The organism is Duganella sp. AC237 (genome assembly GCF_979254035.1).
In genome coordinates this window covers 482,947-498,936 of record NZ_CEEDEW010000003.1, presented here as the reverse complement: position 1 = coordinate 498,936, position 15,990 = coordinate 482,947, and the positions used below count along the sequence as shown (strand labels likewise).

Annotated in this window: 9 protein-coding genes, 2 tRNA genes and 3 rRNA genes; 8 read left to right on the top strand and 6 right to left on the bottom strand. The window is 59.7% G+C overall.

Annotation, left to right across the window (positions count from 1 at the left end):
• Nucleotides 1–87 precede the first annotated feature (87 nt).
• Nucleotides 88–2,217 carry a TonB-dependent receptor family protein gene (locus AC0IYS_RS02540; RefSeq protein ID WP_471703700.1) on the top strand — a complete coding sequence of 710 codons (2,130 nt, stop codon included), beginning with the start codon at nt 88–90 and terminating at the stop codon, nt 2,215–2,217.
• Between the two features lie 92 nt (nt 2,218–2,309).
• On the opposite strand, the gene AC0IYS_RS02535 is transcribed toward AC0IYS_RS02540, so the two are convergent.
• Nucleotides 2,310–2,597 carry a hypothetical protein gene (locus AC0IYS_RS02535; RefSeq protein WP_471703699.1) on the bottom strand — a complete coding sequence of 96 codons (288 nt, stop codon included), beginning with the start codon at nt 2,595–2,597 and terminating at the stop codon, nt 2,310–2,312.
• Nucleotides 2,598–2,717: 120 nt separating this feature from the next.
• Here AC0IYS_RS02535 and AC0IYS_RS02530 point away from each other — a divergent pair, with 120 nt between their 5' ends.
• Nucleotides 2,718–3,998, top strand: coding sequence for a GMC family oxidoreductase N-terminal domain-containing protein (locus tag AC0IYS_RS02530; protein ID WP_471703698.1), 1,281 nt, complete (start codon nt 2,718–2,720; stop codon nt 3,996–3,998).
• Nucleotides 3,999–4,073: 75 nt separating this feature from the next.
• Here the strand turns inward: AC0IYS_RS02530 and rrf are convergent.
• The 5 genes from rrf to AC0IYS_RS02505 all read right to left on the bottom strand — a co-directional run bounded on the left by rrf (nt 4,074) and on the right by AC0IYS_RS02505 (nt 9,215).
• Nucleotides 4,074–4,186, bottom strand: a 5S ribosomal RNA gene (gene rrf, locus AC0IYS_RS02525).
• A gap of 143 nt (nt 4,187–4,329) precedes the next feature.
• Nucleotides 4,330–7,202: ribosomal RNA gene (locus AC0IYS_RS02520) — 23S ribosomal RNA — on the bottom strand.
• Between the two features lie 241 nt (nt 7,203–7,443).
• A tRNA-Ala gene (locus tag AC0IYS_RS02515) sits at nt 7,444–7,519 on the bottom strand.
• A gap of 12 nt (nt 7,520–7,531) precedes the next feature.
• Nucleotides 7,532–7,608, bottom strand: a tRNA-Ile gene (locus tag AC0IYS_RS02510).
• 78 nt (nt 7,609–7,686) lie between these two features.
• Nucleotides 7,687–9,215, bottom strand: a 16S ribosomal RNA gene (locus tag AC0IYS_RS02505).
• The 16S, 23S and 5S rRNA genes sit together here with 2 tRNA genes alongside, the layout of an rRNA operon.
• Before the next feature lie 432 nt (nt 9,216–9,647).
• Here AC0IYS_RS02505 and AC0IYS_RS02500 point away from each other — a divergent pair.
• The 6 genes from AC0IYS_RS02500 to AC0IYS_RS02475 all read left to right on the top strand — a co-directional run bounded on the left by AC0IYS_RS02500 (nt 9,648) and on the right by AC0IYS_RS02475 (nt 15,961).
• Complete coding sequence (locus tag AC0IYS_RS02500) at nt 9,648–11,120, top strand: B12-binding domain-containing radical SAM protein (protein WP_471703697.1); 1,473 nt, start codon at nt 9,648–9,650, stop codon at nt 11,118–11,120.
• A 74-nt stretch (nt 11,121–11,194) separates the two neighbouring features.
• The gene (locus tag AC0IYS_RS02495; protein ID WP_471703696.1) at nt 11,195–12,322 is read left to right on the top strand and encodes an MlaE family ABC transporter permease; all 1,128 of its coding nucleotides are present in this window, start codon (nt 11,195–11,197) and stop codon (nt 12,320–12,322) included.
• Complete coding sequence (locus AC0IYS_RS02490) at nt 12,322–13,197, top strand: ABC transporter ATP-binding protein (protein ID WP_471703695.1); 876 nt, start codon at nt 12,322–12,324, stop codon at nt 13,195–13,197. The genes AC0IYS_RS02495 and AC0IYS_RS02490 overlap by 1 nt, the downstream gene beginning before the upstream one ends.
• Entirely contained in the window at nt 13,197–14,135 is a 939-nt protein-coding gene (locus tag AC0IYS_RS02485) for an MlaD family protein (RefSeq protein ID WP_471703694.1), read from the top strand. Before AC0IYS_RS02490 ends, AC0IYS_RS02485 begins: the two co-directional genes overlap by 1 nt.
• Before the next feature lie 9 nt (nt 14,136–14,144).
• The gene (locus AC0IYS_RS02480; protein ID WP_471703693.1) at nt 14,145–14,765 is read left to right on the top strand and encodes an ABC-type transport auxiliary lipoprotein family protein; all 621 of its coding nucleotides are present in this window, start codon (nt 14,145–14,147) and stop codon (nt 14,763–14,765) included.
• Nucleotides 14,762–15,961 carry a VanZ family protein gene (locus AC0IYS_RS02475; protein ID WP_471703692.1) on the top strand — a complete coding sequence of 400 codons (1,200 nt, stop codon included), beginning with the start codon at nt 14,762–14,764 and terminating at the stop codon, nt 15,959–15,961. Before AC0IYS_RS02480 ends, AC0IYS_RS02475 begins: the two co-directional genes overlap by 4 nt.
• The last annotated feature ends 29 nt before the right edge of the window (nt 15,962–15,990 follow it).

The window sequence follows — 15,990 nt, the reverse complement described above, 5'->3', positions numbered from 1 at the left end:
TGTTCAGTTTTGACACACCGCTGGAGCAACCGCGACGCACTTTTTGCGCCGGGCAGGTATATTGCAGGCTGCCCACTCGGAGAAAACATGAAGCGTTCCCCAATTCAACTTAATGCCGTCGCCGCGCTGTTTGCGCTTGGTGCTTCCAGCCTGGCCACAGCCGCCGACAACGCGGACAATGCAGACGCGCCGGTCGAGGTCGTTGTTGTCAGCGCCACGCGCGTCGGCCACACCGTCTTCGACATGCCCGCCGCGATCGACGTCGTCGACGCCGCGCGCATCCATGAATCGCAGGCGCGGGTGAACGCTTCCGAGGCGCTGGCGGCGGTACCCGGCCTGGTGGCGCAGAACCGCCAGAACTATGCGCAGGACTTGCAGATCTCGTCGCGCGGCTTCGGCGCCCGATCGACCTTCGGCGTGCGCGGCGTGCGGCTGATCGCCGACGGCATTCCGGCCAGCATGCCCGATGGCCAAGGCCAGGCCGCCACCTTCAATCTCGACATGGCGGAACGCATCGAAGTATTGCGCGGTCCGTTCTCCGCCATTTACGGCAACCACTCCGGCGGCGTGATCCAGATGTTCACGCGCGACGGCGAAGGCGCGCCCACCATCGAAACCAATCTCACCGCCGGCAGCTACGGCACCCGCAAGGCCGACGTCAACGCGCAGGGCAAGCAAGCCGGTGTCGGCTACGTGCTTGACGCTTCCCGCTTCGAAACCGACGGCTACCGCGCACACAGCGCCGCCACGCGCGACCAGGCGTTTGCCAAGCTGACCGTGCAGCCAATGGAAAACGCCAAGCTGACCATCGTCGCCAACGCGCTGCGCCAGGACGACACGCAAGATCCCTTGGGCGTGACTTGGGCCACCTATCAGCGCGACCCGCGCGCTGGCGAAACCGACGCCACCGATACCCAGGTGCCGAAGCGCACGGTGGCCGACCGCTACAACACCCGCAAGAGCATCGACCACACGCAGGTTGGCGCGACATGGGAGCAACGCTTCGGCCAGGACCGGCTGCGCGTGACGGCCTACGGCGGCAATCGCGAAGTCATCCAGTACCAGGCGTTTTCGCGTGGCTTCCAGGCGCCGCCGACGCACTCGGGCGGCGTGGTGAATTTCGACCGCGACTTCTACGGCACCGACCTGAGCTGGATGCACGTCAGCCAGCTGGCCGGCGGCAAGTTGAGTACGACGGTCGGCGTGGAATACGGCCGCTCCACCGATGGCCGCGAGGGCTATGAGAACTTCATCGGCGCCCAGCTGGGCGTGAAGGGCGCGCTGCGCCGCGACGAGCAGGACAAGGTCTCCAATCTCGATCCGTATGTGCAGGCCGAATGGCAATCAGGTCCCTGGATGCTGAGCGCGGGCCTGCGCCGCAGCACCGTGAAGATTTCCGTGGACGACCGATTCCTGAGCAATGGCAACGACAGCGGCAGCCTGGAGTACAGCCACACCACGCCCGTGCTGGGCGTGCTGTACCGCGTGTCGCCGATGCTCAACGTCTACGCCAGCGCCGCGCGCGGTTTCGAAACGCCGACGCTCAACGAACTGTTCTACTCGGGCACCGGCGGCGGCTTCAACTTCGGCCTGCAGCCGGCCAAGAGCACGCATCTGGAAGCGGGCATCAAGAGCAAACTGGACGAGCGCACCAGCATTAACGCCGCCGTATTCCAGGTCCGCACGACGGATGAGGTGGTGGTCGACAGCAGCGGCGGCGGCCGCACCAGCTATCGCAACGCCAGCAAGACCTTGCGGCAGGGTTTGGAAGTGTCGCTCGACTCGTCATGGCGCGATGGTTTGAGCACGCGCGTCGCGCTGACGAGCCTGCGAGCGATCTACGATCAAAGCTATGGCGCGGTGCTGGAAGGCAGCCGCCTGCCCGGCGTGCCAAACGCCAACGCCTACGCGGAAGTGGCGTGGAAGGATGCCGGCGACCGTTATGGCGCCGGCCTGGAAGCGATCGCCAGCAGCAAGATCTACGCGGACGATGGGAACGTCGATCAGCCGGCGCCAGGCTACGGCATATTGAATGCGCGGGTCAGCGCCAAGCAGCAGTGGCGAGGCTGGCGCTTCAAACAATTCGTGCGGCTGAATAACCTGCTGGATAAAAACTACGTCGGCTCGGTGATCGTCGGCGACACCAACAAGCGCTATTATGAAGCAGCCCCGCAACGCAACTGGTTGGTCGGCGCAAGCGCGCAATACCAATTCTAACGACAGGGAAATTCAAAAACCACGGAGACACGTAGGGCGGATTAGGCAACGCCGTAATCCGCCATGCATGCTCCGCCCGCGACGTCCGAAAATTACGCGGCCTTCTCCACCAACTTATCCAGCAACCGCTCCCGATTGTTCAACACAAAATCGACAAACACCGGCTCCTTCACCGCCAGCCTCACCAACCCCGGCAGCATCAAATAACAATACCCCGCAACCTTGCGCACCGCCTCATCATTGCGCAGCGCCGCCTGCGTGATCGATCCCGAGCCCCCGCCCAACATGGGCATGATGGTCGCGCGATGCTTATCCAATATCGCTGAAACCGGTCCGGTCAATTTTTCGGCCATTCTGTTGTGCTCGCTGGTATCGCTCATGTCAACGCTCCTGCAAAGTTGTGGAATCAGGATAGTGACCCGCTGACGCAAACGGGTTCTGTGTTTGCGCAAGCGAGCCCGAAATGCGCTAAGGTGAACGCCTCATATAGGAATATCCCCATGAACCAGCAAGTAGCCCAGACGTATGACGCGATCGTTGTCGGCAGCGGACCCGGCGGCGCCAGCGTCGCGCGAGAACTGGCGCGCAGGCAATTACGCGTACTGATACTGGAACAGGGGAGCGCCGCACCGCTGCAAGGGACACTGTCGCAAATGGCGGGCATCGCCGCCGTTCCCGGTAAAGGCGCTTTCATCCATCGCGACGCTTCGCTGCTGGTCAGCGGCATCGCGGCCGGCGGCACCACCACCATCAATTTCGCCACTGCCGCGCCGCCTCCGTTGTCCATGTTCGCCGCCCACGGCATCGATCTGGCGCCGGCGCTGGAATCGCTACGCGCGGAATTGCCAATGGCACCACTGCCGGACGAGTTGATCGGCCCGATGGCCAAACGCATCCAGCAAGGCGCCCTGGCGCGCAAGCTGGGGTGGCGCAAGCTCGATAAACTGATTCGTCCACAATCTTGCCGCACCGGTTGCTGGCGTTGCGTCTATGGTTGCCCGTTCGGCGCCAAGTGGACAGCGCGCGATTTCATCGACGAGGCCGTCCAGCTCGGCGCGGTGCTGCTCGACGAAGCCAAAGTGGAACAAGTGATTGTGGAGAAAGGCCGTGCCGTCGGCGTGCGATATCGGCGTGCTGGTGAAATGCACGAGGCATTTGGCGCGAACGTGGTGTTGGCCGGAGGCGGCATCGGTAGTCCGCGTTTGCTGCATCGCTCTGGCCTGCACGCGGAAAGCAGCGCTTTCTTCAGCGATCCGGTGATCGCGGTCATGGGTGTCGTGGATGATATCGACGGCGGCGCCGAAGTGCCGATGGCGGCAGGGATGTATTTGCACGAGCAAGGGATCGCGCTGGCGGATATGACTTTGCCGAAGCCGATGTATCAGGCGTTTGCGGCGCAGGTCGGGCGGCTCGACCGGTTGATGTCGCACTCGCGAACGCTGACTTTGATGGTGAAGATACGCGACGATATTGGCGGAGGTGTCGGGCCGCGATGGGTGGATAAGTCGCTGACCGCTGGGGATCGGGCGAAGTTGGCGTCCGGGGTTGGCATGGCGCGCGAGATTCTACGCGCGGCGGGGGCGAAAAAGATCTTTAAAAGCTGGCATTTCGCCGCGCATCCCGGAGGGAGTTTGCGTATAGGCGATGTGGTGGACGGTAATTTGCAAACGACTACGCGGAATCTGTTTGTTTGTGATGCGTCGGTGATTCCCGGACCGTGGGGATTGCCGCCGACGTTGACGTTGCTTTGCCTTGGGAAGCGGTTGGGAATGAGTTTATAAACGCAAAAAACCCCCACCTGCACTAAACGCGATCTTGAGCGCGTTTAGGCGGATGGGGGTTTTTCTATATAACTAGCCTGACGATAACCTACTTTCACACTGGTTGCAGCACTATCATCGGCGCAGAGTTGTTTCACGGTCCTGTTCGGGATGGGAAGGGGTGGGACCAACTTGCTATGGTCATCAGGCATTGACTTGTACCGGGCTGCGCGCATTGCGTCGCCCTGAATCTGGAAGTAGTAAGTAATCAGTATCTCAATACTGGGTAATGAAGTTGTGTATCAACGAACGCTCAACGCACTTCTTATTCACCATAACCTGCTAAGGTTATAGGGACAAGCCGTACGGGCAATTAGTATCAGTTAGCTTAATGCATTACTGCACTTCCACACCTGACCTATCAACGTCCTGGTCTCGAACGACCCTTCAAAGAGCTCAAGGCTCTGGGAAATCTCATCTTAAGGCAAGTTTCCCGCTTAGATGCTTTCAGCGGTTATCTCTTCCAGACTTAGCTACCCGGCAATGCCACTGGCGTGACAACCGGTACACCAGAGGTCTGTCCACTCCGGTCCTCTCGTACTAGGAGCAGCCCCCTTCAAATTTCCAACGCCCACGGCAGATAGGGACCAAACTGTCTCACGACGTTTTAAACCCAGCTCACGTACCACTTTAAATGGCGAACAGCCATACCCTTGGGACCGGCTACAGCCCCAGGATGTGATGAGCCGACATCGAGGTGCCAAACTCCCCCGTCGATATGAACTCTTGGGAGGAATCAGCCTGTTATCCCCAGAGTACCTTTTATCCGTTGAGCGATGGCCCTTCCATACAGAACCACCGGATCACTATGTCCTACTTTCGTACCTGCTCGACTTGTCAGTCTCGCAGTTAAGCACGCTTATGCCATTGCACTATTAGCACGATGTCCGACCGTACCTAGCGTACCTTCGAACTCCTCCGTTACACTTTAGGAGGAGACCGCCCCAGTCAAACTGCCTACCATGCACTGTCCCCGACCCGGATAACGGGCCAAGGTTAGAACCTCAAATGAACCAGGGTGGTATTTCAAGGTTGGCTCCACGAGAACTGGCGTCCCCGCTTCAAAGCCTCCCACCTATCCTACACAGATTGATTCAAAGTCCAATGCAAAGCTACAGTAAAGGTTCATGGGGTCTTTCCGTCTAGCCGCGGGTAGATTGCATCATCACAAACACTTCAACTTCGCTGAGTCTCGGGAGGAGACAGTGTGGCCATCGTTACGCCATTCGTGCAGGTCGGAACTTACCCGACAAGGAATTTCGCTACCTTAGGACCGTTATAGTTACGGCCGCCGTTTACTGGGACTTCAATCAAGAGCTTGCACCCCATCATTTAATCTTCCAGCACCGGGCAGGCGTCACACCCTATACGTCCACTTTCGTGTTTGCAGAGTGCTGTGTTTTTATTAAACAGTCGCAGCCACCAGTTTATTGCAACCCGTTCACCCTACTGAAGTAAATCAGCCAAGCTACAAGGGCGTACCTTTTCCCGAAGTTACGGTACCAATTTGCCGAGTTCCTTCTCCCGAGTTCTCTCAAGCGCCTTAGAATACTCATCTCGCCCACCTGTGTCGGTTTGCGGTACGGTCTCGTATGACTGAAGCTTAGAGGCTTTTCTTGGAACCACTTCCGATTGCTTCGAGACCGAAGTCTCTCGTCCCACTCCCTTGAATTACGCGCCCGGATTTGCCTAAGCGCCTTCTATGAAGCAGCAACCAACTATTCCAACAGTTGGACAACCTTCCGCGATCCGTCCCCCCATCGCATCATACGACGGTGCAGGAATATTAACCTGCTTCCCATCAGCTACGCATCTCTGCCTCGCCTTAGGGGCCGACTCACCCTGCTCCGATGAACGTTGAACAGGAAACCTTGGGCTTACGGCGTGGGGGCTTTTCACCCCCATTATCGCTACTCATGTCAGCATTCGCACTTCTGATACCTCCAGCATCCTTTACAAGACACCTTCGCAGGCTTACAGAACGCTCTCCTACCATATCCTTACGGATATCCGCAGCTTCGGTGACTGGCTTAGCCCCGTTACATCTTCCGCGCAGGACGACTCGATCAGTGAGCTATTACGCTTTCTTTAAATGATGGCTGCTTCTAAGCCAACATCCTGACTGTTTTAGCCTTCCCACTTCGTTTTCCACTTAGCCAATCTTTGGGACCTTAGCTGGCGGTCTGGGTTGTTTCCCTCTTGACGCCGGACGTTAGCACCCGACGTCTGTCTCCCAAGCTCGCACTCATCGGTATTCGGAGTTTGCAATGGTTTGGTAAGTCGCGATGACCCCCTAGCCATAACAGTGCTCTACCCCCGATGGTGATACTTGAGGCACTACCTAAATAGTTTTCGGAGAGAACCAGCTATTTCCAAGTTTGTTTAGCCTTTCACCCCTACCCACAGCTCATCCCCTAATTTTTCAACATTAGTGGGTTCGGACCTCCAGTGCGTGTTACCGCACCTTCATCCTGGCCATGAGTAGATCACTTGGTTTCGGGTCTACACCCAGCGACTATCGCCCTGTTCGGACTCGATTTCTCTACGGCTTCCCTATATGGTTAACCTTGCCACTGAATGTAAGTCGCTGACCCATTATACAAAAGGTACGCAGTCACGGAACAAGTCCGCTCCTACTGTTTGTATGCACACGGTTTCAGGATCTATTTCACTCCCCTCCCGGGGTTCTTTTCGCCTTTCCCTCACGGTACTGGTTCACTATCGGTCGATTACGAGTATTTAGCCTTGGAGGATGGTCCCCCCATATTCAGACAGGATTTCTCGTGTCCCGCCCTACTTGTCGCACGCTTAGTTCCACACATCGCATTTCACATACGGGGCTATCACCCGCTATGGCTCCTATTTCCAGAGGATTCTGTTATGCGTCATGCTAAAACGTGCAGGCTCTTCCCATTTCGCTCGCCACTACTTTGGGAATCTCGGTTGATTTATTTTCCTGCAGCTACTTAGATGTTTCAGTTCGCCGCGTTCGCTTTGCATACCTATGTATTCAGTATGCAATGACCTAAAAGGCCGGGTTTCCCCATTCGGAAATCTGCGGATCAAAGCTTGTTTGCTAGCTCCCCGCAGCTTATCGCAAGCTACTACGTCCTTCATCGCCTGTAATCGCCAAGGCATCCACCATGTGCACTTATTCACTTGTCCCTATAACGTTAGCCCCTTGCGCCGCTACGCGCGTCTACAAAGGAGTCGGTTATAAGAATAAGAAGTACTACGTTGTTGCGTTTGTTGATACATACAATCATTACCCATCGCGTCACCTGTCGGTGTCGCGATCAATAAAAATTTACTTACTTCTTCCAGATTGTTAAAGAACGTACAGCACTTGATCTCTAAAAGATCAAACATAAACATACGCATTCGCGTTGCTTGCATTTGAACTTTTTGGTGGAGGATGACGGGATCGAACCGACGACCCCCTGCTTGCAAAGCAGGTGCTCTCCCAGCTGAGCTAATCCCCCATTGGGTAAGACTGGTAGGGCTGGTTGGACTCGAACCAACGACCCCCGCGTTATCAACACGGTGCTCTAACCAGCTGAGCTACAGCCCCAAATGCTGTTCTTTATATTGACAGTCGATAAGTGTGAACGCTTGATGGCGAATCATTGCTGATTCAGTGCCACTCTAGAAAGGAGGTGATCCAGCCGCACCTTCCGATACGGCTACCTTGTTACGACTTCACCCCAGTCACGAATCCTACCGTGGTAAGCGCCCTCCTTGCGGTTAAGCTACCTACTTCTGGTAAAACCCGCTCCCATGGTGTGACGGGCGGTGTGTACAAGACCCGGGAACGTATTCACCGCGACATGCTGATCCGCGATTACTAGCGATTCCAACTTCATGCAGTCGAGTTGCAGACTACAATCCGGACTACGATACACTTTCTGCGATTAGCTCCCCCTCGCGGGTTGGCGGCGCTCTGTATGTACCATTGTATGACGTGTGAAGCCCTACCCATAAGGGCCATGAGGACTTGACGTCATCCCCACCTTCCTCCGGTTTGTCACCGGCAGTCTCATTAGAGTGCCCTTTCGTAGCAACTAATGACAAGGGTTGCGCTCGTTGCGGGACTTAACCCAACATCTCACGACACGAGCTGACGACAGCCATGCAGCACCTGTGTGATGGTTCTCTTTCGAGCACTCCCAAATCTCTCCGGGATTCCATCCATGTCAAGGGTAGGTAAGGTTTTTCGCGTTGCATCGAATTAATCCACATCATCCACCGCTTGTGCGGGTCCCCGTCAATTCCTTTGAGTTTTAATCTTGCGACCGTACTCCCCAGGCGGTCTACTTCACGCGTTAGCTGCGTTACCAAGTCAATTAAGACCCGACAACTAGTAGACATCGTTTAGGGCGTGGACTACCAGGGTATCTAATCCTGTTTGCTCCCCACGCTTTCGTGCATGAGCGTCAGTTTTGACCCAGGGGGCTGCCTTCGCCATCGGTGTTCCTCCACATATCTACGCATTTCACTGCTACACGTGGAATTCTACCCCCCTCTGCCAAACTCTAGCCTTGCAGTCTCCATTGCCATTCCCAGGTTGAGCCCGGGGATTTCACAACAGACTTACAAAACCGCCTGCGCACGCTTTACGCCCAGTAATTCCGATTAACGCTTGCACCCTACGTATTACCGCGGCTGCTGGCACGTAGTTAGCCGGTGCTTATTCTTCAGGTACCGTCATTAGACCCCTGTATTAGAAAGGTCCGTTTCTTCCCTGACAAAAGAGCTTTACAACCCGAAGGCCTTCTTCACTCACGCGGCATTGCTGGATCAGGCTTGCGCCCATTGTCCAAAATTCCCCACTGCTGCCTCCCGTAGGAGTCTGGACCGTGTCTCAGTTCCAGTGTGGCTGGTCGTCCTCTCAGACCAGCTACTGATCGATGCCTTGGTAGGCTTTTACCCTACCAACTAGCTAATCAGATATCGGCCGCTCCAGGAGCATGAGGTCTTGCGATCCCCCACTTTCATCCTTAGATCGTATGCGGTATTAGCGTAACTTTCGCTACGTTATCCCCCACTCCAGGGTACGTTCCGATATATTACTCACCCGTTCGCCACTCGCCGCCAGGTTGCCCCGCGCTGCCGTTCGACTTGCATGTGTAAGGCATGCCGCCAGCGTTCAATCTGAGCCAGGATCAAACTCTTCAGTTTAATCTCTGTTACTTTTGCCGTTTTACCGGCACTCTTATTGCTAAGAGGTCGCTCACTCAAAATACTGACAGGCCACTACTTTCGTAGCGCCTATTTCATTACTTCTTGTGAACATTTGATATTTTAAGTATCGCGGAACCGAGGTTCCGCGTGCACTTTCATCAAACGTCCACACTTATCGACTGTTAATTTTTAAAGAACTTGTTTGGTACTGCTTGGTACTGCCTGCTGAAGAAGCGTTGTGTTCATCAGCGAAGAGGCAAGATTATGAACTGTTTCGTTTATCTCGTCAACTCTATTTTTTGCCCCGCTTCACTCTGCAACACCTTGTTCTGCGTCGCCGTTTTGCGGGGAGGCGAACTATAACAAAGGGTTCGACTGCTGACAAGAGCGACAGCGTAAAATGTCGCTTTTACCGATCCAAAGTGCGTCATGTCCATCCTGCTCACCACCCTCAACGCCCGCTATACCCACGCCTCGCTGGGATTGCGCTATCTATTAGCGAATATGGGAGAGTTGCAGGAGCAAACGCGCTTGCAGGAATTCGTCATCGGCGCCAAGACCACCGAGATCGTCGAACGCATCCTGGCGCACGCGCCGAAGATCGTAGGTTTCGGTATCTATATATGGAACGTCGAGGAATCGACCAAAGTTATCGCCATGCTCAAGCGCGTGGCGCCGCACGTGATGGTGGTGCTGGGCGGGCCTGAAGTGTCCTACGAGTCGAACGAGCAGGAAATCGTCAAGCTTTCCGACTACCTGATCACCGGCTGGGGCGACGTCTCCTTCCCCAAGCTGTGCGGCGAGATCCTCAACGGCCCGAAACCGCTGATGAAGGTGCACGCCGGCGTGCAGCCGCCGATGGCCGAGATCAAGCTGCCCTACTCCCTCTATACAGACGACGACATCAAAAACCGCACGATCTACGTGGAAGCCTCACGCGGCTGCCCGTTCAAGTGCGAATTCTGCCTGTCGGCGCTGGACAAGACGGCCTGGCCGTTCGCGCTGGAGAGCTTCCTGGCGGAAATGGAATCGCTGCACGCGCGCGGCGCGCGGCTGTTCAAGTTCGTCGACCGCACCTTCAACCTGAATATCAAGACCAGCCTGAAGATCATGCAGTTCTTCCTCGATAAGCTGGAGGCCAACCCGGACGATCCGGTCTACGCCCACTTCGAGCTGGTGCCGGACCACCTGCCCGACGCACTGAAAGAGGGCATCAGCAAGTTCCCGCCCGGCGCGCTGCAGTTCGAGATCGGCATTCAGAGCTTCAATCCGGCGGTGCAGACGCTGGTCAGCCGCAAGCAGGACAACCAGAAGGCCGCCGACAATATCCGCTGGCTGACCGACCACTCCAACGCCCACATGCACGTCGACCTGATCGCCGGCCTGCCCGGCGAGACGGTGGAGAGCTTCGCCGAAGGCTTCAACAAGCTGTGGGCGCTCGATCCGCACGAGATCCAGTTCGGCATCCTCAAACGCCTGCGCGGCACGCCGATCATCCGCCATACGCAGGAATTCGGGCTGGTGTTCGAACCCTATGCGCCCTACACCATCCTGGCCAACCGCGATATCGACTTCCCGACCATGCAGCGGCTGGTGCGCTTCGCCCGCTACTGGGACCTGGTGGCCAACTCCGGCCGCTTCGGCAATACGCTGCCGGTGCTGCTGGGGGATTCGGCGTTCGAACACTTCATGGCCTTCTCGGACTGGCTGTACGCGAACACCGACGCCACCCACCGCATCGCGCTGGAACGGCTGGTGGCCATGGTGTCGCGCTATTTGCAGGAGCGCGGGATGGACAAGGCCGACGCCGACGCGCTGCTGGCCAGCGATTACGCCGGCGCCAAGCCGAAACCGGCCGAGACGCCGGCGCCCAAACGGCAGGCGCGCAGGCTGGCCGCTTGATGCCAGAGGGCGGCAGCACACCGCCGCCGCGAACACCTATGGCGGACCCGGCCAAACTCCCTTAAACTGACGTAATGCCTACAGCCCAAGAGCCTACCCTCACCCTCAATCCTGGTGCCGCCAACGGCCCGTCGGTCGCGGCGGGCGGCACCTGGCAAGTGCACGCTCTGGCGCAGGGCAAGGCGATGGCCACCATCACCGGGCTGCTGAAATCCCTCAAGGCCGACAAAGTCCGCTGGGACCTGTCGGCGATCGACAGCATGGACCATATCGGCGCCCAGCTGTTCTGGAACGCCTGGGGCAAAACCCGCCCGCCCGACCTGCACCTGGCGCCCGGGCAGGAAGAATTCTTCAACCGGCTCGAAACCACCGGCAAGCTCGAACTGCCGCGTCCACGCCAGGCGCGCCTGACGTGGGTGATGAAGCTCGGCTTCGCGATGCTGCTGTTCTTCGAGCACATGGCCGGCTTCATCGCGCTGATCGGCCAACTGACGCTGGACCTGTGGCGCTTCGTCCGCGCGCCGCAACGCGGTCCGTGGAAGGAAATCTCGGCCAACATCTTCCACGCCGGCTTCCAGGCGCTGGGCATCACGGCGCTGGTCGGATTCCTGATCGGCGTGGTGCTGTCGTTCCTCTCCGCGCAGCAGCTGCGCGCCTTCGGCGGCGACATCTACCTGGTCAACCTGCTCGGCATGAGCGTCATCCGCGAACTGGGACCGCTGCTGGCGGCGATCCTCGTCGCCGGCCGCTCGGGCTCCTCGATCACCGCGCAACTGGGCGTGATGCGGGTCACCGAGGAACTGGACGCCATGCTGGTGATGGGCATCTCGCACGGCTTCCGCCTGGTGATGCCGAAAGTGCTGGCACTGGCGATCTCGATGCCGCTGCTGGTGATCTGGACCGATTCGATGGCGCTGATCGGCGGCATGCTGTCGGCGCAGGTGGAACTGGGCCTGTCGCCGCAGTACTTCATCTCCAAGCTGCCGGACGCGGTGCCGCTGGCGAACTACATGATCGGCCTTGGCAAGGGCGTGGTGTTCGGCATGCTGATCGCACTGGTATCGTGCCACTTCGGGCTGCGCATCAAGCCGAATACGGAAAGCCTGGGACGCGGCACCACCACCTCGGTGGTCACCGCCATCACCGTCGTCATCCTGGCTGACGCGGTGTTCGCCATCCTGTTCAACGGCGTGGGGTTCTGATGGCCGATCTTGCACTCGTCCCCGAAAAAGCCTGCGGTCCGGGCGCAGGCACCGGTGAGCTGACGCTCGACGGCAGCGTGCCGATCGTCGACATCACCGGCCTGTGGACCAAATACGGCCGCACCGTCGTGCACCAGGACTTGAACCTGGAGATCGAGCAGGGCGAGATCATGTCGATCGTCGGCGGTTCCGGCACCGGCAAGACCACCCTGCTGCGCCAGATGCTGGGCCTCGAACGTCCCGCGCGCGGCTGCGTGCGCGTGTTCGGCGAAGACATCAGCGAGATCGGTCCGGCGCAGCTCCAGCAGCTGCGCAACCATTGGGGTATGCTGTTCCAGCAAGGCGCGCTGTATTCGGCGCTGACGGTGTTCGAGAACATCGCCCAGCCGATGCGCGAGTTGCAGGTGCTGCCGGAAGACCTGGTGCGCGACGCCGTGCTGCTGAAAATGAATATGGTCGGCCTGGGACCGGAGCACGCGGTCAAGATGCCGTCCGACCTGTCCGGCGGCATGGTCAAGCGCGTGGCCCTGGCGCGCGCGCTGGCGCTGGAGCCGAAGCTGCTGTTCCTCGACGAGCCGACCGCCGGCCTCGATCCCGACCTGTCGGAAGCGTTTGTATCCCTGATTAAATCGCTGCACCGGGAGCTGGGGCTGACGGTCGTCATGGTCACGCACGATCTGGATACGCTGTTCGCGCTGTCGACGCGCATCGCCGTACTGGCGGAAAAACACGTGATCGCCCTTGGCCCGCTGCAGGATGTGCTGAAGGTCGACCACCCGTTCATCAAGGAGTTCTTCCTGGGCGACCGGGGACGCCGCGCACTGGAGGCGCTGGACGAAAAAACGCTGGACGAAAAAACCAACAAGGATCACTGATGGAAAACAGATCACACGCACTCACCACCGGCTTTTTCACGATCACGCTACTGATCGCGGCGATCCTGTTCGGCATCTGGTTCAACCGCGACCGCGTCGAGCGGGCGCCGTACGTGATCGCCACCACGCAATCGGTGCCGGGACTGAATCCGCAGGCGCCGGTGCGCTACCGCGGCCTGGAAGTAGGCAAGGTTGGCGGCATCGCCTTCAATCCCAGGATGGCCGGCCAGATCCTCGTCACCCTCAACATCAACACCGACGCGCCGATCACCAAGACCACCTACGCCACCCTGGGCTACCAGGGCGTGACCGGCATCGCCTTCATCCAGCTCGACGACGAGCAAACCGGTTCGCCGCTGCTGGCCACCAGCAACGAGGCGCCGGCCGTCATCCCGCTGCGCCAGGGCTTCCTGGACCAGGTGGAAAAACGCGGCAAGGAGATCCTGTCGCAGACCGAGGAAGTGACCAAACGCCTCAACACCCTGCTCAGCCCCGAGAACCAGAAGATCATGCTGGCGGCGTTCGCTGACGTCAGCGAGACCGCCAACAAATACCGCGACCTGCCGGCCAAGCTGGAACCGACGATCGTCAAGCTGCCGGCGCTGGCCAACGAAGTGCAAAAGACGCTGGTCTCCGTCAACGCGCTGGCGACCGACGTCAATCGCCTGACCACCGGCCTGCAAGCGCCGGACGGCCCGATCGCGCGCGTGAGCGGCACCGTCGACCGCATTGGCCTGTCGGTCGAATCGGTGGCCGGCGGCCTGGAACTGGACACGCTGCCGCAAGTGAACTCGCTGGCCGACGACACCCGCTCGTCGATGCGCGCGCTGCGCAAGACCATGAACAAGATTAACGATCGTCCGCAAAGCCTGATCTTCGGCGCCCCCGGCACCCCGCCCGGCCCGGGCGAAGAAGGCTTTACCGCTCCGACCAAATAAGGATCACCGATGACCACGACCCTGCGCGCTCGCGCCACCATCAGCGCCGCCCTCATCGCCGCCGTTTTGCTCAGCGCCTGCGCCAGCAAAGGCCCAACCAATTCCAACTACGACTTCGGCCCGCTGCCGCCGCCACCCCAGACGGCAGGCGCGAACGGCATCGGCGCCATCATCGTCGCGGACGCCACCGGCCCGGCGTCGCTCGATACGGAGCGCATGCATTACCGCCTGCTGTACGCCGACGCGCGCCAGTCGCGCCCCTACGCCTACAACCAGTGGACCAGCACCCCGCTGCAGCTGGTCACGCAGCGCATGAAGGCGCGCATCGCGCAGGCCGGCGTGAAGGTGCTGTCGACCACCGACTCCGCCGCCAGCGTCAACCTGCTGCGGCTGGAGGTCGACGACTTCGCCCAGAACTTCGAGACGGCCACGCAAAGCAGCGGCAATATCAGCCTGCGCGCCTCGGTGTTCCGCAGCCACCGCCTGGTGGACCAGAAGACCTTCACCCGCAGCGCCCCGGCGCCGAGCGCGGACGCCGCCGGCGGCGCGCGCGCCCTGGCCGACGCTTCCGACGCGCTGGCCGCCGACGTGCTGGTGTGGCTGGCGGCGCTGCCGCCGCAGGGGCAATGACACAACCGGCAGCATCGGCGCCGCCAGCTCCGGCGCACGTCCGCAAAGGCTCGCCGCTGTCGCGCGCGGCGCTGCTGGCTTATCTGCTGCTGATCATCTACGCCAGCTGGTTCCCGTTCTCCGGCTGGCAAAACCAGGGCCTGTCGCCGCTGATCTTCCTCGAAACCTCGAGCATGCCGCGCTACTGGACCAAGTTCGACGCCATCATCAACGTGGTCGGCTACGTGCCTTTGGGGGCGCTGATCGTCTACTCGCTGTACCCGCGCATCCGCGGCATCTTTGCCTTCCTGCTGGCCGCCGTGTGCGGGCTGCTGGTGTCCGGCACGATGGAAGCGGTGCAAACCTACCTGCCCAGCCGCGTCTCGTCCAACCTGGACTTCTACACCAACGCCGCCGGCTGCGCGGTCGGCGCGCTGATCGGCGTGCTGACGGTGCGCCGCCTGCTCGACGAAAGCCCGCTGCAACGGCTGCGGCGCGCCTGGTTCGCGCCGCACGCCAGCCAGGGCCTGGTGCTGCTGGCGCTGTGGCCGCTGGCGCAGATCTATCCGCAAAGCTTCCTGTTCGGCCTGGGCCAGCTGCTGCCGATCCTGTCGGACTGGCTGTCGCAGCTGCTCGACATGGAGATCGACCTGGCCAGCTACGTGCGCCCGGACATGGTGCTGACGGTCGAACAATACTGGCTGTCGGAGACCATCATCACCGCCTGCGGCATGGTGGGCGCGGCGCTCACCTTGCTATGCCTGCTGCGCAAGCCGGCCCCGCGCGCGCTGCTGGTGGCGGCCATGATCGGCTCGGCCATCGTCGTCAAGGCGCTGGCGACGGCGCTGCTGTTTTCGCCGGAGAACGCCTTCGCCTGGGTGACGCCGGGCGCCGAGGGCGGCTTCCTGATCGGCGCCATCATGCTGGCCGGCCTGACCTTCGCGCCACAGGTGGCGCAGCGGCGGCTGGGCGCGGTCACCTTGCTGCTGAGCCTTGTGATCATCAACACCACCCCCGCCAACCCGTATTTCGTGGCCACTTTGCAAACATGGGTGCAGGGCAAGTTCCTCAACTTCAATGGCGCGGCACAATTCCTGTCGCTGCTGTGGCCGTTCTTCGCGGTCTGGTTCCTGTGGTTGCCATCGCACAAGCTCAACAAGGAACCCAGGGAGCCCAGAGACCCAAACACCGGCGCCGGCCAAGGGCGGGTATCATAGCGCCTCAAGCATTGGCCTCGCCGGCTGAC

Bases quoted from the DNA above. Each gene is read 5' to 3' on its own strand.
- AC0IYS_RS02475 (WP_471703692.1), top strand. From the start codon at position 14,762: ATGACACAACCGGCAGCATCGGCGCCGCCAGCTCCGGCGCACGTCCGC.
- AC0IYS_RS02480 (WP_471703693.1), top strand. From the start codon at position 14,145: ATGACCACGACCCTGCGCGCTCGCGCCACCATCAGCGCCGCCCTCATC.
- AC0IYS_RS02490 (WP_471703695.1), top strand. From the start codon at position 12,322: ATGGCCGATCTTGCACTCGTCCCCGAAAAAGCCTGCGGTCCGGGCGCA.
- AC0IYS_RS02495 (WP_471703696.1), top strand. From the start codon at position 11,195: ATGCCTACAGCCCAAGAGCCTACCCTCACCCTCAATCCTGGTGCCGCC.
- AC0IYS_RS02540 (WP_471703700.1), top strand. From the start codon at position 88: ATGAAGCGTTCCCCAATTCAACTTAATGCCGTCGCCGCGCTGTTTGCG.
- AC0IYS_RS02530 (WP_471703698.1), top strand. From the start codon at position 2,718: ATGAACCAGCAAGTAGCCCAGACGTATGACGCGATCGTTGTCGGCAGC.
- AC0IYS_RS02485 (WP_471703694.1), top strand. From the start codon at position 13,197: ATGGAAAACAGATCACACGCACTCACCACCGGCTTTTTCACGATCACG.
- AC0IYS_RS02500 (WP_471703697.1), top strand. From the start codon at position 9,648: ATGTCCATCCTGCTCACCACCCTCAACGCCCGCTATACCCACGCCTCG.
- AC0IYS_RS02535 (WP_471703699.1), bottom strand. From the start codon at position 2,597: ATGAGCGATACCAGCGAGCACAACAGAATGGCCGAAAAATTGACCGGA.